Origin of the sequence: Pseudomonas sp. PSE14 (assembly GCF_029203285.1) — a bacterium.
Lineage (GTDB): Bacteria > Pseudomonadota > Gammaproteobacteria > Pseudomonadales > Pseudomonadaceae > Pseudomonas.
Genome location: NZ_CP115669.1, coordinates 5472783 through 5491709, shown reverse-complemented (window position 1 = coordinate 5491709; position 18927 = coordinate 5472783). Strand labels below are relative to the sequence as shown.

The window sequence follows — 18927 nt, the reverse complement described above, 5'->3', positions numbered from 1 at the left end:
GATCAGTGCCCGCCCGCCGTAGCCGCACCGGGTTTGGCGCCGAAGGGCGGCTTGGCCAGGCAGATGACCACCAGCATGGCGAGGAACAGCCAGCCCAGCAGGGTGAAGTAGTCGATGGTGGAGATCATGTAGGCCTGGCTTTCCACCATGCGCTCCAGCAGGGCGGCGCTGTGTTGGCCGGGGCCGCCGAGCTGATCGACGGTCGCTTGGGTAGCCGGATCGTATGGGCTGAGGTTTTCGGTCAGGTAGGCGTGGTGCATGGTGGCGCGGCGGTTCCACAGCCAGGTGGTCAGGGAGGCGGCGAAGCTGCCGGCCAGGGTGCGCAGGAAGGTGGCCAGGCCCGAGCCGTCGGCGATCTGGTCCGGCGGCAGGTCCGAGAGCAGGATGCTGAGGATCGGCATGAAGAAGAATGCCACGCCGAAGCCCATGAACATCTGCACCAGGGCGACGTGGGTGTAATCGACTTCGGTGGTGAAGTTGGCGCGCATGAAGCAGGTCGCGGCCATCGTCAGGAAGGCCAGGCCGGCGACCACGCGCAGGTCGAAGCTCTGTGCGTAGCGTCCGACGACCGGTGACAGGAAGATCGGCAGGACGCCGATCGGCGCCGCCGCCAGGCCCGCCCAGGTGGCGGTGTAGCCCATCTGCGTCTGCAGCCACAGCGGCAGCAGCAGGCCCATGCCGAAGAAGCCGGCGTAGCCGCCGACCAGGGCCAGGGTTCCGACGGTGAAGTTGCGGTGCACGAACAGTCGCAGATTGACGATCGGGTGACGGTCGGTCAGCTCCCAGATCACGAACACGGCCAGGGCGATCACCGCGACCACCGTGCCGCCGATGATGAAGTTGGACTCGAACCAGTCCAGATCATTGCCCTTGTCGAGCACGATCTGCAGGGCGCCGACGCCCAGCACCAGCATCGCCAGCCCCATGTAGTCCATTGGTGCGTGCTTGATCACTACCGGTCGCTCGCGTAGCTGCTGGTAAACCACCATGGCGGCGAACAGGCCGATGGGCACGTTGATGAAGAAGATCCACGGCCAGCTGTAGCTGTCGGTGATCCAGCCGCCGAGGATCGGTCCGGCGATGGGCGCGACCACCGTCACCATGGCCAGTAGCGCCAGTGCCATCCCGCGTTTGGCGGGAGGGTAGATGGAGATCAGCAGGGTCTGGGTGATCGGGTAGAGCGGCCCGGCGACGAAGCCCTGCAGGGCGCGAAAGCCCACCAGCATGCCCATCTGCTGTGCAACGCCGCAAAGGAAGGAGGCGATCACGAACAGCAGGGTGGCGGCGATGAACAGCCGTACCTCCCCGACTTTCCGGCTGAGCCAACCGGTCAGCGGCAGGGCGATGGCGTTGCTCACCGCGAAGGAGGTGATCACCCAGGTGCCCTGTTCGGAGCTGACGCCCAGGTTGCCGGAGATGGTCGGCAGCGCCACGTTGGCGATCGTGGTGTCCAGCACCTGCATGAAGGTCGCCAGCGACAGGCCGATGGTGGCCATCACCAGGCTGGGCGGGGAGAAGCTGCTGTTCTGGCTCATGGCGTCGGGGGCATCAGCGCTGCGCGGTGCGGTGGGTGGCGTCGGCCAGGTTGGCGTGGATCAGCTGTTCGATCAGTTGGTCGGCGGAGGCCAGCTGCTGCTGATAGACGTCGGTGGAGAACAGCGCTTCGCGCGGTGACTGCTGGGCCAGGGCTGGGCCGCTCTGGTCGTGCAGGTTGACGTTGACGCTCATCGACAGGCCGATGCGCAGTGGGTGCTTGGCCAGCTCGTCCGGGCTGATGCGGATGCGCACGGGTACGCGCTGGACGATCTTGATCCAGTTGCCGGTGGCGTTCTGCGCCGGCAGCAGGGAGAAGGCGCTGCCGGTGCCGACGCCGAGGCTGTCGACGGTGCCGGAGTACTTCACTTCGCTGCCATAGAGGTCGGAGCGAATTTCCACCGGTTGGCCGATGCGCATGTGCTTGAGCTGGGTTTCCTTGAAGTTGGCGTCGATCCACACCTGGTCCAGGGGAATCACCGCCATCAGCGCGGCGCCCGGCTGCACGCGCTGGCCGACCTGCACGGTGCGCTTGGCAACGTAGCCGGTGACCGGCGCGATGATCACCGCGCGGGCGTCGTCCAGGTAGGCCTGGCGCAGCTTGGCGGCCGCGGCCTTGACGTCCGGATGGGAGGCGATAACGGTGTCGTCGATCAGCGCGCGGTTGGTGTCCAGCTGTTGTTCGGCGCTGGTCAGCGAGCTGCGCGCGGTGTCCAGGGCGTCGCGGGCGTGGGCCAGTTCCTCCTGGGAAATGGCGCCGTCGTTGGCGAGATTCTGCCGGCGCTTGAAGTCCGCTTCGGCCTTGGCCAGGGCGACCTTCTTCGCCGCCACGTCGGCCTTGTAGCCGTCGACGTTGCTGAACAGACCGCGAACCTGACGCACGGTGCGCGCGAGGTTGGCTTCGGCCTGCTGCAGGGCGATGTCGGCGTCGCTCGGGTCGAACTTCACCAGTACCTGGCCTTTCTGCACCAGGTCGCCGTCATCGGCGCCGATGCTGACCACGGTGCCGGTGATCTGCGGGGTGATCTGTACGACGTTGCCGTTCACATAGGCGTCTTCGGTGTCTTCGTGCCAGCGGCCGTAAATGATCTGCCAGACCACGCTGGCAAGGCCGGCCAGTACGACGACGGCGAGCAGGATCAGCAGCCAGCGCTTGCGCTTGGGATTGCCGTTCGGGATTTCTTGAGTGGGGGTGCTCATGTCGGGTGCCTCGTTCAATGCGCGGCGGCCTCGTTCGCCTGGGCGAGCGGGGCGGGAGTGGAGGTGGTATCGGGCTGGTAGCCGCCGCCCAGGGCCTGGACGAGCTGGACCGAGAGATCGATGCGCTGGGCGTCCAGATTGGCCAGTTGGCGCTCGGCCACCAGCAACTGCTGCTGCACGCTGAGGGCATCCAGGTAGTTGCCGACGCCTTCGCCGTAGCGGCGCATGGCCAGGTCGAAGTTGGACTTGGCAATGTCCCTGGCCTCGCGCTGGTCGTCGATCTGCTGCTCCAGCGAGCGCAGCCGGCCGAGGTCGTCGGTGACTTCGCCGAGGGCGTTGACCAGGGTCTTGTTGTACTGGGCGACGGCCAGGTCATAGTCGGCGTCTTTCCCGGCGAGGTTCGCGCGCAGGCGGCCGCCGTCGAAAATCGGCAGGGAAATCGCCGGGGCGATCTGGAAGAAGCGGCTCGGCGCCTTCAGCACGTCCTCGGTATGCATCGCGGCCAGGCCGACCATCGCCCCCAGGTTGAGGTTCGGATAGAACTCGGTCTTGGCCGACTGGATGTCCTTGGCGCTCGCCTCGACGCGCCAGCGCGCGGCGACGATGTCCGGGCGGCGCCCGAGCAGTTCGGCAGGCAGGTTCGAGGGCAGCGCCAGAGCGCCAGGCTTTAGTACCTGCGGGCGCTGCAGGCTCTGCCCGCGGTCCGGGCCCTGGCCCAGCAGCACGGCCAGGGCGATGCGGTCGCTGGCGATTTCCTGTTCCGCAGCGGCCAGTTGCTGCTTGGCGCTGGCGACCTGGGTCTGCGTCTGCTGCAACTGGACTTTGCTGTCCAGGCCGGCATCCATGCGCTTCTGGCTGAGCTGGTAGAGGTGCTGCGAGCGCTCCAGCTCGTCACGGGCCAGGTCGCGGACGACGAAGGCGTGGGCCAGGTTGCTGTAGGCGCGGGCGACGTTGGTGGAGAGTGTGATCGACGCGGCCTGGCGGTCGACTTCGGCGGCGTTGGCCTGACCCAGGGCCGCTTCCCAGGCGGCGCGCTTGCCGCCCCACAGGTCCAGGTCATAGCTGAAGCTCAGCGACAGGTACTTCACTGCCGAATAACGCCCCCCCATCGGGGCGGGAAGCACGCTTTCGGGGGCGCGGATGCCGGCGTAGCTGGCGGTGCCCTTCACGCTGGGCAGGCGGTCGGCGTCCTGCGCCTGGGCGGCGGCGATGGCCTGGCGCGCGCGGGCGCTGGCGATGTCCAGGTCCGGCGTGCCGCGCAGGGCTTCGTCGATCAGGTGGTCCAGTTGCGGATCGCCCAAGCTGGTCCACCAGCGCTGGCTGGGCCAGGCGGCGGGGGACAGGGTTGTGCCATCGAGGGTAGTGCCGGCTTTCAGGCTGGCGGGGTCGGTGGCCTGGCCGCTGGGCAGCAAGCCCGAGGAGCTGACGCAGCCCGCAAGGCTCAGCGCCGCGCCAAGCATGCAGGCCGGCAGGCGGGCGATGCGCAAGGGCGTCATGCTCTGTTCTCCTGCGCCCGATCGATGGGTAGCACGCCGTGTGCATGCAGGATCTTGTCGAGCAGGCTGGTCAGGGTGTGCAGTTCTTCGCGGGAAAGACTGCCGACCAACTCGTTCATCGCCGCCGCGGCGATCTGTGGGGACTGGGCGTGCACTGCCTGGCCGGCCGCGCTGAGGTGCAGGCGTACGCTGCGCCGGTCGTTCTGGCAGGGCTGGCGGACCAGCAGGTCCTTGCGCGCCAGGCGATCGAGCATCCGCGTCATCGAGCCGCTGTCGATGGACAGTTCGCGGCACAGCTCGGCCGGAGTATTGGCGCGGTCGTGGCCGATGAAGAACAGCACCTTGAACTGGGCCGCGGTGATATCCAAGTGTGCCAGGTGCTTGTCCAGCAGGCGGTCCTTGAGGAGCGCGCTGGCCCCCAGGAGGTGGCCGATGGAGCCCTTGAAGGGAAAATCCGCGACGTCGTAGTGATTCATGGCAAGACTAATAGCTGTCTAGGCAGGGATATATTTCGAAATATTACTGCTTAGGCAGGGATTGACAAGAGGGGATTGTCGCCACGAGGGAACAATCAATTCCATGAATCGAAATTGATGTGCGTGGAGCAACAAGTTCTGTGAGGACGGGATGCGTAGCCGGGGCCTTATGCACAGTGCTCGGCGTTTTGCTGAAGAAATTGAATATTCATTGTGAGGTCCATCACGGCTTTTTCTAATCGCTTGTTTTTAAAGGATTTAAGAAAAAGTTCGGAAAATGGCCAAAGAGCCCCGGTGCCCGCTGGGCTGGGCTTGAGCGCTATTTTTCTCGGTGATTTCAACAGAGTTATCCACAGCAGCTGTGGATGGATGGCTGGAACGCCCGTCTCAGAAGCGTTCCGCGAGCAGGAGCAGATTGCGGGGGGTCATGCGGGGCTCGCAGAAGCCGCCGAGGGTGACCTTATAACCACGCTCCTGGAGAAAGAGCGCTCGATCCAGCAGTAGCCATAGCTCCAGTGGACGACGGAATAGCCCGCGCACCAGTTCCAGGTTGCGCACCACGGCCAGGCGTTTCCAGCCCTGCGCCTCCAGGTCCGACCAGTCGCGCTCGGTGGGGGATGGCAGGCCTTTCAGCGCGGCCAGGTCGCGGCAGTAGTCTGAGAACGGCTTGTCGAGCCAGGTCGGTGGGACCGAGGGGACCGGCAAGTAGTCGTCGGTCCCCCGCAGATCCCGTTGCAGCAGGTCGAAGGCCAGGCGGCGCGCCATCGAGCGGTCGCGCTGTCGGCGCACGCGCGCGCCGGCGGTGACGGTTTCGGCCAGCGGCAGGCGCAGGTCGTCTCGCGACAGCAGCAGTGTCGAGCCTTGTGCAGCGCCAGAGAGGGGCTGGTAGTTGTCGCTGTCGATACGGTTATAACAGCAGGGCGCGACGGCCAATTGGCGGCAGCCGCGCTCGCTGGCCAGTTGCAGCAGCCGAACGTGCAGGTCGCCGCAGGCGTGCAGGGCCACCGCTGTCTGCTCGCTTTCCAGGTGCTCGGCGGCATTGGCGGCAAGCACATCCTGCTGGCGGTGGGTGGCCTGCAGCTTCAGTCGATCGCTCAGGCGCTGCCCGTCCTCCACCAGGGCGGCGTCGTATTCCAGGCTGAGCAGCGGATTGCCATCGCGTGCCAGCAAACGGCCGAGATGGCCTTTTCCAGCGCACCAGTCGAGCCACTGGCGAGGTGACTGGGCGAAGCCCAGGCGGCTGGCGAATGCCTCGATCTGTTGCCACTTGCGGCCGGGCACATCGACGGTCAGGGCTGTGGGCAACTGACCGAGCGCGACTGCTGGCAATTCCCCGACGGCGGACAGCTGTGCGGCACGGGCTGCCAGTTCGGGAAAGGGTGCGGGAGCGTGCAGCTGCGCGGTGAGGTGGTGGTCCGCATCGGCCTCTTCCAGGCTGCGGCTACGCAGCCAGCCGGCCAGCTCCGGGTGTTCGCGTTCCCACGGCAGTTCGAGCACGGTGAACGGCTTCGGCCGCCAGAGCGTCTGGTGCTGCAACAGAAACTCGTCCAGCTGCAGAAAGCGCTGGAGCAGGTCGGGGCCGGTCAGGGGAGTGTCGTTCGGGGGCACGGTGCACGGCGGGCAAGATCACGGGGCGCGCAGTATAGCGGCCCCGTGCCTCGCTGGGCGTGCCGATCAGCGGCCTTGCATCATGTCGACGCGCAGCCAGTGCTCGACCAGGCGGAAGATGCGGGTCAGCAGCAGGGTGATCAGCAGATAGAACGCGCCGGCCAGGCAGAAGAACAGCATGGCCTCATAGGTGCGCGCGATGATGGTGCGGGTCATGCCCATGATGTCGAACAGGGTCACGGTGTACACCACGGCGCTGGCCTTGAGCATGAGGATCACCTCGTTGCTGTAGGCCGGCAGGGCAATGCGCGCCGCACGCGGCAGGATGATGTGGAACAGCGCCTGACGCCGCGACATGCCCAGCGCACGGGCCGCTTCCACCTCACCAAACGGGATGGCGTGGATGGCACCGCGGAGGATTTCCGCGATGTAGGCCGCGGTATGCAGGGTCATGGTCAACAGCGCGCACCAGTAGGGATCGCGCAGATAGGGCCAGAGACTGCTCTTGCGCACTGCATCGAACTGCGCGAGGCCGTAGTAGACCAGGGCCAACTGCAGCAGCAGCGGCGTACCGCGGAAGAAGAAGACGTAGGCATAGGGCACTGCGCGCACGTACCAGTGCCGCGAGGCGCGGGCGATGCCCAGCGGTATTGCCAGGCATAGGCCGGCGACCACGGCGATGGCCAGCAGCTCCAGGGTCAGTTGCACACCCAGGAGCATCTTCGGCATCCACTTGATGATCAGCTCGAAGTCGGTCATAGCTCGTTCCTCACGAAGCCACGGCCGGCGCGGCGCTCAAGGTAATGCAGGGCGGCCATCACGAAGATGGTCAGACCCAGGTAGATCAGTGCGGCCACCATGTAGAAGGTGAAGGGCTCCTTGGTCGCGTTGGATGCGACGCTGGCCTTGCGCATGATTTCGTCGAGGCTGATCAGCGAAACCAAGGCGGTGTCCTTCAGCAGGATCAGATACAGGTTGCCCAGGCCCGGCAATGCCACGCGCCACACCTGCGGCAGCACCACGCGCCAGAAGATGCGCGGAGCGGAAAGCCCCAGCGCCTGGCCGGCCTCGCGATGTCCCTTGGGGATTGCCAGCAGCGCGCCACGGAACACCTCGGTGGCATACGCGCCGAAGCACAGGCCCAGTGCACAGGTACCGGCGGCGAAGGGCGACAGGGCGAACTCGGGGTGGCCGAACAGGTCACCCAGGGCGTTCAGTCCGGTCACGGTGCCGAAGTAGATCATCAGTACCCAGAGGGTCTCGGGTACGCCACGCACCACGGTGGTGTAGAAGCCGCCGAGCATGCGCAGGAAATTGTTCTTGGACGTCTTGGCTACCGCGCCCAGCAGACCGAGGATCAGTCCGACGCAGACTGCGGAAAGCGAGAGCTTGAGCGTCATCCAGGTGCCGGCGATCAGCTGATCGCCAAAGCCGTGCAGGTCGAAAATCATGGGGAATCACGCCTGAGGGCGCGCGCCGCCCGAGTCCGGGCGGCGCGGCACGTGCATCAATAGATGCTGAAGGGGAAGTACTTTTCGTTGATCTTCTTGTAGGTACCGTCGTCGACGATTTCCTTCAGAGCGGCATTCAGCTTGTCGCGCAGCGGATCACCCTTGCGCACGGCGATGCCGATCTTGTCGTTGTCGAACACCGGCTCGCCCTTGAACTCGAAGTCCTTGCCGGCGTCGCTCTTGAGCCAGTCGTACTGCACGAACTTGTCGGCCAGTACGCCGTCGAGGCGGCCCGAGGAGAGGTCGAGGTAGGCGTTTTCCTGGGTGTCGTACAGCTTGATGGTGACGGTGTCGGACATGTTGTCCTCAAGCCAGGTACCGGCAACGGTCGCGCGCTGGGCACCGATCACCTTGCCCTTCAGGTAACCCTTGTCGGTCTTGAAGTCGGTCGACTTGGGCGCCACGAACTGCAGCTTGTTGGTGTAGTACGGGGCGGTGAAGTCCACGGCCTGCTTGCGCTCGTCGGTGATCGACATGGAAGCGACGATGAAGTCGAACTTCTTGGCGTTCAGGGCGGGGATGATGCCGTCCCAGTCGGAGGTCACGACGTCACACTCGGTCTTCATCTTGGCGCACAGGGCCTTGGCGATGTCGACGTCGAAGCCGATAACCTGGCCGCTGGCGTCGATGCCGTTGAAGGGCGGGTAGGCGCCTTCGGTACCGATGCGCAGCTTCTCCGCGGCGATGGCGTTGCCCCCGATGGCCAGAGTGGCCGCGACAGCCAGGATGATCTTCTTATAGTTGCTCATGCAGTGATGCTCCGTTAGCGGTGGCTGGACATGAATTGTTTGCAGCGTGCCGATTGCGGGTTTTCGAATACCTGCTGCGGCGGTCCCTGCTCTTCTACCAGGCCTTGGTGGAGGAACACCACCTCGCTGGAAACCTGGCGGGCAAAGTTCATTTCGTGGGTGACCAGCAGCATGGTGCGGCCTTCCTCGGCGAGCGCGCGGATCACGTTGAGTACTTCCTGGACCATTTCCGGGTCGAGTGCGGACGTCGGCTCGTCGAAGAGGATGACCTTGGGCTGCATCGCCAGGGTGCGGGCGATGGCGGCGCGCTGCTGCTGACCGCCGGAAAGCTGGGACGGGAAGCTGTGGCGCTTGTCGGCGATGCCGACCTTGGCCAGCAGCGCCTCGGCGATCTCGGTGGCTTCGGCGCGGGTCTTGCCCAGCACGCGGCGCGGGGCCTCGATGATGTTGTCGAGGATGCTCATGTGCGGCCAGAGATTGAAGTTCTGGAAGACGAAACCCAGTTCGCTGCGCAGGCGGTTGATCTGCTTGCCGTCGGCGGCGACCAGCGATCCGTCCTTGGCCTTCTTCAGCTTGAGTTCTTCACCGGCGACCAGGATCTGACCCTGGTGCGGGTTCTCCAGCAGGTTGATGCAGCGCAGGAATGTGGATTTGCCGGAACCGGAGGAGCCGAGGATGGAAATCACATCGCCGTCGCGGGCAGTCAGGGAAATGCCTTTCAGCACTTCCAGGTCACCGTAACGCTTGTGCAGATTACGGATTTCCAGTGCGGGTATGGCCTCGGCCATAGGGGGCTCCTCTATTGTTATTAGGACGCTCTCGCAGCGGGGTACTGCAGAATCGGGGCCATCCTGGCGAGGGGGAAGCTAACACGCGTCCCAGGGGGCGCCAAGCGCTCTTCTCTCGCCGTTCCTCGGGATAGCGGCAAGTTGTCGCATTGCCACAGTGTGTTGTCGCTTGGGCTGAACTCGCGGGGGGAGGGCACTGCGTCGCGGGGGCGCGATAGTGCCAGCTTCCGCTGAGGCGGAAAAGACCGGCGGCCTGGAGGCCGCCGGTCTCGATCATTGCATCAGCTGGCGCAGTTGCGGTGACGGATCGCTGATGACCTCGGCCGGCGTCACGTCATCCTCGGATTCCTGGGGCTGGCTGGCCATCAGGTTCGGGTGACCGGAGAGGCGGGGAATCGGCAGCACCTTGCCGTCAGCCAGACCTTTTGCGCCCGGCTCGCTGGCGTTGATCGGCGACTTGCGTGGTTGCGTCGTGACGTGGAAGTCGGTGATCTCGATGATGCCCTTGCCTTCGGCCAGCAGGTGGAAGGAGAACGCCTTGCGTGCCTCCTCGTTGTCGAAAGAGAAGCTGACCGCCAATGGTTCGTTGCGCTTCACCAGAGGGAATTCCGGTATCTGGATGGGGACCGGTTTCTCGAAGGAACGAGTCTTGAGCGTGACCTTGGCGCCGTTGGCGTCCATCTGGATGGCGCGAATCTTCAGGCTCACCGTGGTGCGCGAGTTGGCCGGGAACTCCAGGTACTGGGCGCCAATCAGGTTGTCGGTGTACTCATTGTCGATCTGCGGCTTCAGGCGAATGCGTTCCTTGGTCGCGAACTGGTATTCGCGGGTCGACTGGGCGTTGACCACCGACTGGTCGAGGATGTCGGCGCGGGCGGTCATCAGGCGGGCATCGCGGCCACTGAAGCGGCCTTCGAACTTGGCGCTGTCGGCGATGAATCCATCGCTCTTGTAGCGCCGGCAGACCTGCTGGAAGTCGCACTCGATGAAGGTGCTCTTGCCGTCGTGATAGCGCTGCATGCCATTGGTGAAGGAGACCATCTCCCGCCCTGTCTCGTACTCGCGGAACAGCGAGCGGCCGGCGATATCCTGCGGCGCCTTGATGGCGAAGTAATCGAGGACCGACGACTCCAGGTCCACATGGCCATAAACACCGTCCTTCACCGGTGGCAGCGCGGCCTGCTCAGGTGCGAACACCAGGTTCAGGCCCCAGGCCGAGGCGAGACGCACATTGTCGATGCCGTGGGACTCGTCGGAGGTGACGATCACCAGGGTGTCCTTGAGCACGCCCTTCTCTTCCAGACCCTTGAGGAAGGCATCCACGGCGTCATCCAGATAGGCAATGGCGGCCTGGCGCGGGGTCGGGTACTTGGCCAGGTATTCCGGGGTGGCCGAATAGGGCTGGTGGGTGCCGACGGTCAGCAGGGTGAGCATCCACGGCTGCTTCTTCTGGCGCAGCTGGCCGACGTAGTCCAGCGCACCCTCGAAGAAGGCCTTGTCGTCCATGCCCCAGGCGAATTCCAGGTACGGTTTCTTCTTGAACCAGTCGCGGCCCAGCGTCTTGTCGAAGCCCATGGCCGGCATGACCTTGTCCTTGGCCATGAAGCGCAGCCCGGCGCCCTGCAGGAAGTGGGTGCTGAAGCCGGCCTGGTGCATCTGCGCCGGCAGGCATTCGGCGGCGCGGGTCGGGTTGCCCAGCAGTTCGACGCCCTTGGGCGTGCCGTTGTCCAGCTTGCTGTAGTCGCCGCAGAGCATGGCGTAGAGGCCGCGAATGGTCTGGTGGCTGTGCACCACGTAATCCGGGGTGGTCATCGCTCGCTCGGCCCAGGTGCTGAGCTTGGGCATCATCGATTCTTCGTAGCTGCTGCTCAGCGCGGCGCGGTTGGTGGCGACATAGGCGCCGGGGATACCTTCCATGGCGATGATCAGTACGTTCTTCGCCTGGCCGCGGCCGGTCAGCAGCGGTGTGCCATTGAGGTCGTGCTGGGTCAGGCCGGTGACGTCGGGTCTGACTTCCGGCAGGTCGCGGTCGCGCCAGTCCTCGTAGGCGATTTCGCCGCCGGTGATGGCGCGGGAAACCAGTTGGTGCGGCAGGTTGAACTGCTTCCACATCTCCGCGTCGCTGGGCTGGAAGTACTGCAGGCCGAAGTGGCCGGCCAGCAGTGCGGCCGGCAGCGCATAGGCGTAGCGCGGCAGCGGCTGCTCGCGACGGCGCCAGAGCAGGGCGCAGAGCAGGATGCCGATGCCGATGGCGATCGCCAGGTGCTGGTGATTCAGGCCGCCGCCTTCGGTGGAGTTGGCGACGAAGGTGGGATCGGCGAGGAAGTGCAGGTCTTCCGGTGCGGGCATGCGGCCCACGGCGCTGACCAGCTCGGCGGTGCCTATCACCGACAGCGCCCAGACCAGCATCACCGGAATGGCGATGAACAGTCGTCGGCTGTGCAGCGCCACGACCAGCAGCGTGCCGAGCGCAAGGTCGGAGAGATAGCCCTGCGGCGTGCCCCAGCCAAGGCTGTAGCGGCCAATCAGGGGGATCAGCAGGAAAAGGGCAGACAGGGTGGCCAGGTTGCCCCGTGAATTCCACCAGCGAATGAGTGCGCGCACAGTGACTCCGCTATGAAACATCGGACTCCCGGAGGGTATCTCGCCAAAAAGGCAGGAGTCGTCCGGTTCGTCATGATTCTGAAAGAACAACGTGCTACGTGCCAGTAGACAGTGTAGATCGGCAAACATTCGACACGATTCGTGCGGCGCTGCCAGGGCGGGGAGGAACTTTTGCGGGCGGAAACGAAAAAGCCCCTGAAATCTCGCGATTTCAGGGGCTTTCGGAAGGCTTGGTGCCCAGGGACGGAATCGAACCGCCGACACGGGGATTTTCAATCCCCTGCTCTACCAACTGAGCTACCTGGGCAACGTGGCGCGCATTAAAAGGGTTTTCGGAAAGGGTGTCAAGCGTGCCGCGAAAAAATTTTTCAAATAATACCGAAACTTACGCGCTGGGCGGGACGTAGCCCTCGGCCTGCGCGTATTCCTCGCCACTGAGGAACTTGTCCATCTCTGCGGTGAGGAACTTGCGATCCTCGGCGTTCATCATGTTCAGGCGGCGCTCGTTGATCAGCATGGTCTGGTGCTTCTGCCATTCGTCCCAGGCTTTCTTCGAGACGTGCTCGTAGATGTCCTGGCCCTTGGCTCCGGGGTAGGGCGCGCGATCGAGGCCGGGCAGCTCTTCTTTGTACTTGCGGCACATCACCAGTCGGGTCATGACATTTCTCCTGCATTCAACACGTCGGCGGCTCGTTTGAGCAGCTTCTTCACCGGGGCGGCAAGGCCGAGCCGCGGCGGGGTGGCGAGGTTATACCAGAGCCAGTCGCCCTCGGCCACGGCGGGGGCTGCGTCCTCGACGCGCACCAACCAGGGCTCGATGGCCAGCTGGAAATGGCTGAAGGTGTGGGTCAGGCCGGGCAGCTCGCGGCGATCGCCCAGGCGCAGGGCGTGGCGTTGGGCCAGTGGGTCGAGGGCGGCCAGGTCGTCCAGTTCGGGGAAGCTCCACAGCCCGCCCCAGAGGCCGGTCGAAGGACGGCGGTAGAGCAGGATGTCGCCTTCGCGATTGGCCAGGATCGGCATCAGCGTGCGCTTGCGCGGCAGTTCCTTGCGCGGCTTGGGCACCGGGAAGTCGGCTTCGCGGCCCAGCAGGTGAGCGCGGCAGCCCTCGCGCAGCGGGCAGAGCAGGCAGCTGGGTTTGCTGCGAGTGCAGAGGGTGGCGCCCAGGTCCATCATCGCCTGGGTGTAGTGGTTGACCCGCGCATGCGGCGTGAAGCGCTCGGCGGCGTCCCACAGTTGCCTGGCTACCTTCGGCTCGCCCGGATAGCCGTCGCAGGCCAGGTAGCGCGCCAGCACGCGCTTGACGTTGCCGTCGAGGATCGGGGCGCGCAGGCCCATGGAAATACTGGCGATGGCGCCGGCGGTGGAGCGGCCGATGCCCGGCAGCTCGGCGAGCTGCTCGGCGTCGCGGGGGAATTCGCCGCCGTGCCGTTCCATCACTATTTTCGCGGTCTTGTGCAGGTTGCGGGCGCGGGTGTAGTAGCCCAGACCCGTCCACAGGTGCAGCACTTCGTCTTCCGGCGCGGCAGCGAGGTCCGCCACCGTCGGCAGGGCGCTCATGAAGCGGTCGAAGTAGCCCATCACGGTGGCGACCTGGGTCTGCTGCAGCATGATTTCCGAGACCCACACCCGGTAGGGCGTGATGCCCTGTTGCCAGGGCAGGTCATGGCGGCCATGGCGGTCGAACCAGTCGAGCACCGCCGAGTTGAAGCGTTCTGGGGTCATTTCTTCTTGAGCAGCCCTTTGAGTGCGTCTTTGAGCTCGGGACTGACCTTGTCGCCGAACTTCTCTTCGAGTTTTTCGTTCAGCCGTTCCCCGGCCAGTTGTCCGGCGATCTTGCCGAGGCCGTCCTTGTCCAGGCGGCAGGCCTTGGCGCCCAGTTCCAGCGGGCCGCGGCAGCGCAGCGGCCATTCGATGCCGACGTAGCGTTTGTTCACCTGGCAGGCCGGGTCGGGCATGTCGCTCTTGTCGCCTTCGATGATCACACCGACGCGGTAATCCATGCCCAGCACGCGCAGGTCGATGTCGCCGTCGCCCTTGACGGTCAGGCCGGGGATGCTCGCCTTCAGGTCCGGGTTGCTGGCCACGCCATTGCGGAAGGTCAGGTTGCCCTGTAGCTCGCGGAACGGTGTGTCCTTGCCGCCATGTTGCCCTTCGAGCGCCTTGCGGTTGAGGGTGGCGATGCCCTGGCACAGCTGCTGCTCCAGGTTGGCGTTGAGCAGCACGCCTTGGGTCAGGACGAAGTGCGCGGTGCCGTTGAGGTTGTTGATCCAGGCCTTCTGGCTGAGGCCCTGGGTGGTGATGTCGGCGTCCAGGTCGAGCAGGCCTTTCACCGGCGGCTTCTGGCCCTGGGATTCGAGCAGGCGGTCCACCGGTACGTCAGCGATGTGCTTCTGCGCCTTGAGCAGCGGCACGTCCTGGCGTACGTCGAGGCTTGCGGTGGCGTTGAACTTGCCGTCGTAGAGTTCGCCGCGCATGTCGTCGAGGTTGAGCAGGCCGTCCTGGCCGCGCAGCTTGAGGTTGGCGTTCTCGATTGGCAGCTTGTCGAGGGTCAGCTGAGCAAGCTGGAGCGCGACGTCCAGGTCGAGGGTGCGCAGTTTGGCGACCGGCAGCATGGGGGCGTCGCTCCAGGCCTGCTGGGTTGGCGCGTTGGGCAGCGGGCTGTCGCCCTGGATGGCGTTGCTGGTGGTGGCCTCGACCTCAGCCTTGCGCGCGGCGCTGGTGGCTTCCTGGGCCTTGGCAGCCTTGCCCGGCAGGTAGCGGTCGAGGTCCAGGCGGTCGCCGTTCAGCTGGGCGCGGATGGCCTGCTTGCTGAAATCGGCGATGCCGAGGTTGCCGCTGAAGTTGCTGTCGTCGAGCTTCAGCTTGATGTCACCCAGATTCAGGCTGTTGCGGGTGCCGGCCACGCGGGTGGACAGCTCCAGCTTGGTCAGGGTGTTGGCGTCGGCCATTTCCGGCAGGGTCTGGCCAATACCATTGAGGAATTCGCGCAGGTTGAACGGCGCCAGCGACAGGCCGCCATCGAACTTGGGCTCCTTGTCCAGCTCGCGGGCCTTGAGCTCGCCGAGGGCGCGCAGCTGATTGACGGTGATCTTCAGACCGTTCCACTCGGCGATCTGGGCGGCCTGGTCGAGGATCAACTGGCCCTGGGCGCTGTAGTTGGCGGTCTTGCCCTGCAGCGGATCACCGGAGACTTCGCCGGACAGCTTGGTGTCTTCCAGTTGATAGCGCTTGAGGGCGCGGTCGAAGCGCAGGTTGCCGGTCAGTTCGGTGCGGGCGCGGATCACCGGCTGGTTACTGCCCAGGTAGGCGCTGAACTTGACCGGGATGTTGCTGCCCTCGCGGATGGCGCCAGTGGTCAGCTCGATGCCCTCGGCCGTGTAGTTCTTGCCGCTCTGCGCGTCGGCGTAGTCGATGCGCGCGTTCTTCACCGTCAGGCTGTCGATGTCGAGCTTCATCGCCTGGTGCGTTTCGGCGGCGGCCGGCTTGGCCGGTTCGCTGGGCGCGGGCGCCGGCTGCGCGGTGGCGGGTGTGCCGCCGGCCGGCTGGAGGGGCTTGCCGATGTTTTCCCAGTTGCCGGCGCCGTTCTTGTCGCGGTTCAGGCTCAGGTTCAGGCCTTCGACGCGGATGTCGCTCATCTGCAGCTCCTTGCGCAGCAGCGGCAACACCCGCACCGACATGCCCAGCAGTTGCACGTCGGCGAAGGGCTGGTTAGGGGCCTGCAGGGTAGCGACGCTGGTGTCGTGCAGTTCCAGGCCCAGCCAGGGGAACAGGCTCCAGCCGATGTCGCCCTTGAGGTTCAGCTCGACGTTGGCCTTGTCGCGGGCCAGTTGGCGGATTTCGTCCTTGTAGTCGTTCGGGTTGAAGAAGTGGGTCAGCACGAAGCCAGCTGCGACGAGGAGCAACAGCAGGCCCAGGACAACGATGCCGAGGATTTTGCCGAACGCTTTCATGACGGGTCCTTGTTCAGGCGGCGGGTGGGGTAACGGAAAAGTATATCAACGTCACACCCGCGCCTCAGATGGGGGAAAAGATGCAGGAACTTCCAGGTTTGAACGGACGGTCGGCGCACGGTTCCCCGGAGTGTCGCTGCTGCCGAACCGGTCGCAGTAATGGGGCTCGCCCGGCTCAGGCTGGCAGCAGGGTAAGCCCGAGGCGTTCGGCGAAGGCCGCGGCGTCCGGTTGGTCGGCCGGCGCGCTCAAGCGCAGCGCAGCGCCTTGCAGGATGGCCAGGCGCTGGGCTTCCTCCAGCAGGCGCCGGGCCACGCCGCGTCCGCGGGTAACCTTGCGTACGCACAGGCGTGAGAGGTTCCAGGTGTCGGCGTTGCGCTCGATCCAGGCGGCGCCCAGCAGGCGGTCGTTGAAGCGGCCGGTCTGCAGCAGGCCTTCGCGCAGGCCGTGATCCACCAGCTCCTCGGCGTTGGCGAAGGGCGCCAGCAGCCAGTCCGGGGCGTCGGCGTAGATCTTCAGCAGATCCTGGCGGTCCTGGTCGCTGGGCTGGGTCAGGTGCTGGACGATGACGGGCATGGGCGATTCCTCGGTGGCGGTCCGGCAGTGTAGGGAAAAGTGCTGTCGATCGGCCAGCGCCGACCACCGCCCATAGCCGCGCCGGGCCTGGCGCGCCTATAATGCTGCCCCTTCTTATAATTACGTGCAGTGTTAGCTGTGGAGCTGGTGATGGCCGAACGCAAGGCATCCGTCGCGCGCGACACCCTGGAAACCCAGATCAAGGTTTCCATCGACCTGGATGGAACGGGCAAGGCCCGCTTCGATACCGGGGTTCCCTTCCTCGAGCACATGATGGACCAGATAGCCCGCCACGGCCTGATCGACCTGGACATCGAGTGCAAGGGCGACCTGCATATCGACGACCATCATACCGTTGAGGACATCGGCATCACCCTCGGTCAGGCCTTTGCCAAGGCCATCGGCGACAAGAAGGGCATCCGCCGCTACGGCCATGCCTACGTGCCGCTGGACGAGGCGCTGTCGCGCGTGGTCATCGACTTCTCCGGCCGCCCGGGGCTGCAGATGCACGTGCCGTTCACCCGCGCCAGCGTCGGTGGCTTCGACGTCGACCTGTTCATGGAGTTCTTCCAGGGCTTCGTCAATCACGCCCAGGTGACCCTGCACATCGACAACCTGCGCGGCCACAACACCCACCACCAGATCGAGACCGTGTTCAAGGCCTTCGGCCGCGCGCTGCGCATGGCCATCGAGCTGGACGAGCGCATGGCCGGCCAGATGCCGTCCACTAAAGGGTGCCTGTGATGCAGACGGTAGCCGTCATCGACTACGGCATGGGCAACCTGCACTCGGTGTCCAAGGCGCTGGAGCGCGTGGGTGCCGGGCGTGTGCTGGTGACCAGCGACGCCAATGTGATCCGCGAGGCCGACCGTGTGGTCTTCCCCGGCGTCGGCGCGATCCGCGACTGCATGGCTGAGATCAAGCGCCTGGGCTTCGACAGCCTGGTGCGTGAAGTCAGCCAGGACCGTCCGTTTCTCGGCATCTGTGTCGGCATGCAGGCGCTGCTGGAGCACAGCGAAGAGAACGACGGCGTCGACTGCATCGGCCTGTTCCCCGGCAAGGTGCGCTTCTTCGGCAAGGACCTGCACGAGGACGGCGAGCACCTGAAGGTGCCGCACATGGGCTGGAACGAAGTGGCGCAGAGCGTCGACCACCCGTTGTGGCACGACATCCCGAACAACGCGCGCTTCTATTTCGTGCACAGCTACTACATCGAGGCGGGCAACCCGCGCCAGGTGGTCGGTCGCGGCCATTACGGGCGTGATTTCGCTGCCGCTTTGGCTGACGGTTCGCGCTTCGCCGTGCAGTTCCACCCGGAGAAGAGCCACACCCACGGCCTGCAGCTGCTGCAGAACTTCGCCGCCTGGGACGGACGCTGGTAAGCCATGGCCCGCCAGAAGGACAAGCCCGTGATCCTCGAACTCGATGGCGCCCAGCGCCAGAGCGCGGCGCGGGCCATCCAGCGTTTTCTCGAAGACCGCTTCGAGCTGGACGTGGGCTCCTTTGAGGCCGAAGAGGCGCTGGATTTCTTCATGCGCGAGTTCGGCCCGCTGTTCTACAACAAGGCGATCTTCGACGTGCAATCTCACCTGAAAGACCGGTTCGAGAGCATCGAAAGCGACTTGTGGGCGCTCGAGAAGAGCTGACCCCGACCCCATTCATCTTTGGATTCGAGCAGGTTCAACCCATGCTGATCATCCCCGCAATCGATCTGAAAGACGGCGCCTGCGTGCGCCTGCGCCAGGGCCTGATGGAAGACGCCACGGTGTTCTCCGACGACCCGGTATCCATGGCCGCCAAATGGGTGGAGGGCGGCTGCCGTCGCCTGCACCTGGTGGACCTGAACGGCGCCTTCGAGGGCAAGCCGGTCAACGGTGAAGTGGTCACCGCCATCGCCAAGCGCTACCCGAACCTGCCGATCCAGATCGGCGGCGGCATCCGCTCGCTGGAAACCATCGAGCACTACGTGCGTGCAGGCGTCAGCTACGTGATCATCGGTACCAAGGCGGTCAAGCAGCCGGAGTTCGTCGGCGAAGCCTGCCGCGCCTTCCCGGGCAAAGTGATCGTCGGCCTCGACGCGAAGGACGGCTTCGTCGCCACCGACGGCTGGGCCGAGGTGAGCGAAGTGCAGGTGATCGACCTGGCCAAGCGCTTCGAGGCCGACGGCGTCTCCGCCATCGTCTACACGGACATCTCCAAGGACGGCATGATGCAGGGCTGCAACGTCGAAGCCACCGCCGCCCTGGCCAACGCCACGCGCATTCCGGTGATCGCTTCGGGCGGCATCCACAACCTGGGCGACATCCAGAAGCTGCTGGACGCCCGCACGCCGGGCATCGTCGGCGCCATCACTGGCCGCGCGATCTACGAAGGCACCCTGGACGTCGCCGAGGCCCAGGCACTGTGCGACGCCTTCAAGGGCTGAGCTGAACCACGGG

General features: G+C 65.2%; 18 protein-coding genes and 1 tRNA gene. 4 read left to right on the top strand and 15 right to left on the bottom strand.

What is annotated here, in order from left to right; all coding sequences use genetic code 11:
• Positions 1 to 2: 2 nt before the first annotated feature.
• From O6P39_RS25130 to O6P39_RS25060, 15 genes are all read right to left on the bottom strand, one after another.
• Positions 3 to 1535 (bottom strand): DHA2 family efflux MFS transporter permease subunit, encoded by a 1533-nt coding sequence (locus O6P39_RS25130; protein WP_275609076.1) that lies wholly within the window; start codon positions 1533 to 1535, stop codon positions 3 to 5.
• Positions 1536 to 1548: 13 nt separating this feature from the next.
• Entirely contained in the window at positions 1549 to 2733 is a 1185-nt protein-coding gene (locus tag O6P39_RS25125) for an efflux RND transporter periplasmic adaptor subunit (RefSeq protein WP_275609075.1), read from the bottom strand.
• Positions 2734 to 2747: 14 nt separating this feature from the next.
• Entirely contained in the window at positions 2748 to 4229 is a 1482-nt protein-coding gene (locus tag O6P39_RS25120) for an efflux transporter outer membrane subunit (RefSeq protein WP_275609074.1), read from the bottom strand.
• Entirely contained in the window at positions 4226 to 4705 is a 480-nt protein-coding gene (locus O6P39_RS25115; protein ID WP_275609073.1) for a MarR family transcriptional regulator, read from the bottom strand. Before O6P39_RS25115 ends, O6P39_RS25120 begins: the two co-directional genes overlap by 4 nt.
• A gap of 387 nt (positions 4706 to 5092) precedes the next feature.
• Entirely contained in the window at positions 5093 to 6313 is a 1221-nt protein-coding gene (locus tag O6P39_RS25110; protein ID WP_275609072.1) for a methyltransferase, read from the bottom strand.
• A 66-nt stretch (positions 6314 to 6379) separates the two neighbouring features.
• The gene (locus O6P39_RS25105; RefSeq protein ID WP_275609071.1) at positions 6380 to 7072 is read right to left on the bottom strand and encodes an ABC transporter permease; all 693 of its coding nucleotides are present in this window, start codon (positions 7070 to 7072) and stop codon (positions 6380 to 6382) included.
• Positions 7069 to 7764, bottom strand: coding sequence for an ABC transporter permease (locus tag O6P39_RS25100; protein WP_275609070.1), 696 nt, complete (start codon positions 7762 to 7764; stop codon positions 7069 to 7071). The genes O6P39_RS25105 and O6P39_RS25100 overlap by 4 nt, the downstream gene beginning before the upstream one ends.
• Positions 7765 to 7820: 56 nt before the next feature.
• The gene (locus O6P39_RS25095; protein WP_275609069.1) at positions 7821 to 8573 is read right to left on the bottom strand and encodes an ABC transporter substrate-binding protein; all 753 of its coding nucleotides are present in this window, start codon (positions 8571 to 8573) and stop codon (positions 7821 to 7823) included.
• 14 nt (positions 8574 to 8587) lie between these two features.
• Complete coding sequence (locus tag O6P39_RS25090) at positions 8588 to 9361, bottom strand: ABC transporter ATP-binding protein (RefSeq protein WP_207886302.1); 774 nt, start codon at positions 9359 to 9361, stop codon at positions 8588 to 8590.
• A gap of 273 nt (positions 9362 to 9634) precedes the next feature.
• Positions 9635 to 11965 carry an LTA synthase family protein gene (locus tag O6P39_RS25085; RefSeq protein WP_275609068.1) on the bottom strand — a complete coding sequence of 777 codons (2331 nt, stop codon included), beginning with the start codon at positions 11963 to 11965 and terminating at the stop codon, positions 9635 to 9637.
• Positions 11966 to 12196: 231 nt separating this feature from the next.
• Positions 12197 to 12272: transfer RNA gene (locus tag O6P39_RS25080), tRNA-Phe, on the bottom strand.
• Between the two features lie 78 nt (positions 12273 to 12350).
• On the bottom strand, positions 12351 to 12623 hold the full coding sequence (locus O6P39_RS25075) for an oxidative damage protection protein (RefSeq protein ID WP_015479334.1): 273 nt from the start codon (positions 12621 to 12623) through the stop codon (positions 12351 to 12353).
• Positions 12620 to 13687: an A/G-specific adenine glycosylase gene (mutY, locus tag O6P39_RS25070; RefSeq protein WP_275609067.1), complete on the bottom strand. Its 1068-nt coding sequence runs from the start codon at positions 13685 to 13687 to the stop codon at positions 12620 to 12622. Before mutY ends, O6P39_RS25075 begins: the two co-directional genes overlap by 4 nt.
• Complete coding sequence (locus O6P39_RS25065) at positions 13684 to 15915, bottom strand: AsmA family protein (RefSeq protein ID WP_275609066.1); 2232 nt, start codon at positions 15913 to 15915, stop codon at positions 13684 to 13686. The genes mutY and O6P39_RS25065 overlap by 4 nt, the downstream gene beginning before the upstream one ends.
• Before the next feature lie 175 nt (positions 15916 to 16090).
• On the bottom strand, positions 16091 to 16489 hold the full coding sequence (locus O6P39_RS25060) for an acetyl-CoA sensor PanZ family protein (RefSeq protein ID WP_275609065.1): 399 nt from the start codon (positions 16487 to 16489) through the stop codon (positions 16091 to 16093).
• A 150-nt stretch (positions 16490 to 16639) separates the two neighbouring features.
• Between O6P39_RS25060 and hisB the strand changes: the two genes are divergently transcribed.
• Genes hisB through hisA form a run of 4 tightly spaced genes read left to right on the top strand, consistent with a single transcriptional unit; the run spans position 16640 to position 18914 of the window.
• Complete coding sequence (gene hisB / locus O6P39_RS25055; RefSeq protein WP_152226950.1) at positions 16640 to 17233, top strand: imidazoleglycerol-phosphate dehydratase HisB; 594 nt, start codon at positions 16640 to 16642, stop codon at positions 17231 to 17233.
• Positions 17233 to 17871 (top strand): imidazole glycerol phosphate synthase subunit HisH, encoded by a 639-nt coding sequence (gene hisH / locus O6P39_RS25050; protein WP_275609064.1) that lies wholly within the window; start codon positions 17233 to 17235, stop codon positions 17869 to 17871. Before hisB ends, hisH begins: the two co-directional genes overlap by 1 nt.
• Positions 17872 to 17874: 3 nt before the next feature.
• Positions 17875 to 18135 (top strand): DUF2164 domain-containing protein, encoded by a 261-nt coding sequence (locus O6P39_RS25045; protein WP_275609063.1) that lies wholly within the window; start codon positions 17875 to 17877, stop codon positions 18133 to 18135.
• 41 nt (positions 18136 to 18176) lie between these two features.
• The gene (gene hisA, locus O6P39_RS25040) at positions 18177 to 18914 is read left to right on the top strand and encodes a 1-(5-phosphoribosyl)-5-[(5-phosphoribosylamino)methylideneamino]imidazole-4-carboxamide isomerase (RefSeq protein WP_043256078.1); all 738 of its coding nucleotides are present in this window, start codon (positions 18177 to 18179) and stop codon (positions 18912 to 18914) included.
• The last annotated feature ends 13 nt before the right edge of the window (positions 18915 to 18927 follow it).

What these genes read in the sequence shown, in the direction of transcription:
- O6P39_RS25130 (WP_275609076.1), bottom strand. Translation starts at nt 1,535, where the DNA reads ATGAGCCAGAACAGCAGCTTCTCCCCGCCCAGCCTGGTGATGGCCACC.
- O6P39_RS25125 (WP_275609075.1), bottom strand. Translation starts at nt 2,733, where the DNA reads ATGAGCACCCCCACTCAAGAAATCCCGAACGGCAATCCCAAGCGCAAG.
- O6P39_RS25120 (WP_275609074.1), bottom strand. Translation starts at nt 4,229, where the DNA reads ATGACGCCCTTGCGCATCGCCCGCCTGCCGGCCTGCATGCTTGGCGCG.
- O6P39_RS25115 (WP_275609073.1), bottom strand. Translation starts at nt 4,705, where the DNA reads ATGAATCACTACGACGTCGCGGATTTTCCCTTCAAGGGCTCCATCGGC.
- O6P39_RS25105 (WP_275609071.1), bottom strand. Translation starts at nt 7,072, where the DNA reads ATGACCGACTTCGAGCTGATCATCAAGTGGATGCCGAAGATGCTCCTG.
- O6P39_RS25100 (WP_275609070.1), bottom strand. Translation starts at nt 7,764, where the DNA reads ATGATTTTCGACCTGCACGGCTTTGGCGATCAGCTGATCGCCGGCACC.
- O6P39_RS25095 (WP_275609069.1), bottom strand. Translation starts at nt 8,573, where the DNA reads ATGAGCAACTATAAGAAGATCATCCTGGCTGTCGCGGCCACTCTGGCC.
- O6P39_RS25090 (WP_207886302.1), bottom strand. Translation starts at nt 9,361, where the DNA reads ATGGCCGAGGCCATACCCGCACTGGAAATCCGTAATCTGCACAAGCGT.
- O6P39_RS25075 (WP_015479334.1), bottom strand. Translation starts at nt 12,623, where the DNA reads ATGACCCGACTGGTGATGTGCCGCAAGTACAAAGAAGAGCTGCCCGGC.
- mutY (WP_275609067.1), bottom strand. Translation starts at nt 13,687, where the DNA reads ATGACCCCAGAACGCTTCAACTCGGCGGTGCTCGACTGGTTCGACCGC.
- O6P39_RS25065 (WP_275609066.1), bottom strand. Translation starts at nt 15,915, where the DNA reads ATGAAAGCGTTCGGCAAAATCCTCGGCATCGTTGTCCTGGGCCTGCTG.
- O6P39_RS25060 (WP_275609065.1), bottom strand. Translation starts at nt 16,489, where the DNA reads ATGCCCGTCATCGTCCAGCACCTGACCCAGCCCAGCGACCAGGACCGC.
- hisB (WP_152226950.1), top strand. Translation starts at nt 16,640, where the DNA reads ATGGCCGAACGCAAGGCATCCGTCGCGCGCGACACCCTGGAAACCCAG.
- hisH (WP_275609064.1), top strand. Translation starts at nt 17,233, where the DNA reads ATGCAGACGGTAGCCGTCATCGACTACGGCATGGGCAACCTGCACTCG.
- O6P39_RS25045 (WP_275609063.1), top strand. Translation starts at nt 17,875, where the DNA reads ATGGCCCGCCAGAAGGACAAGCCCGTGATCCTCGAACTCGATGGCGCC.
- hisA (WP_043256078.1), top strand. Translation starts at nt 18,177, where the DNA reads ATGCTGATCATCCCCGCAATCGATCTGAAAGACGGCGCCTGCGTGCGC.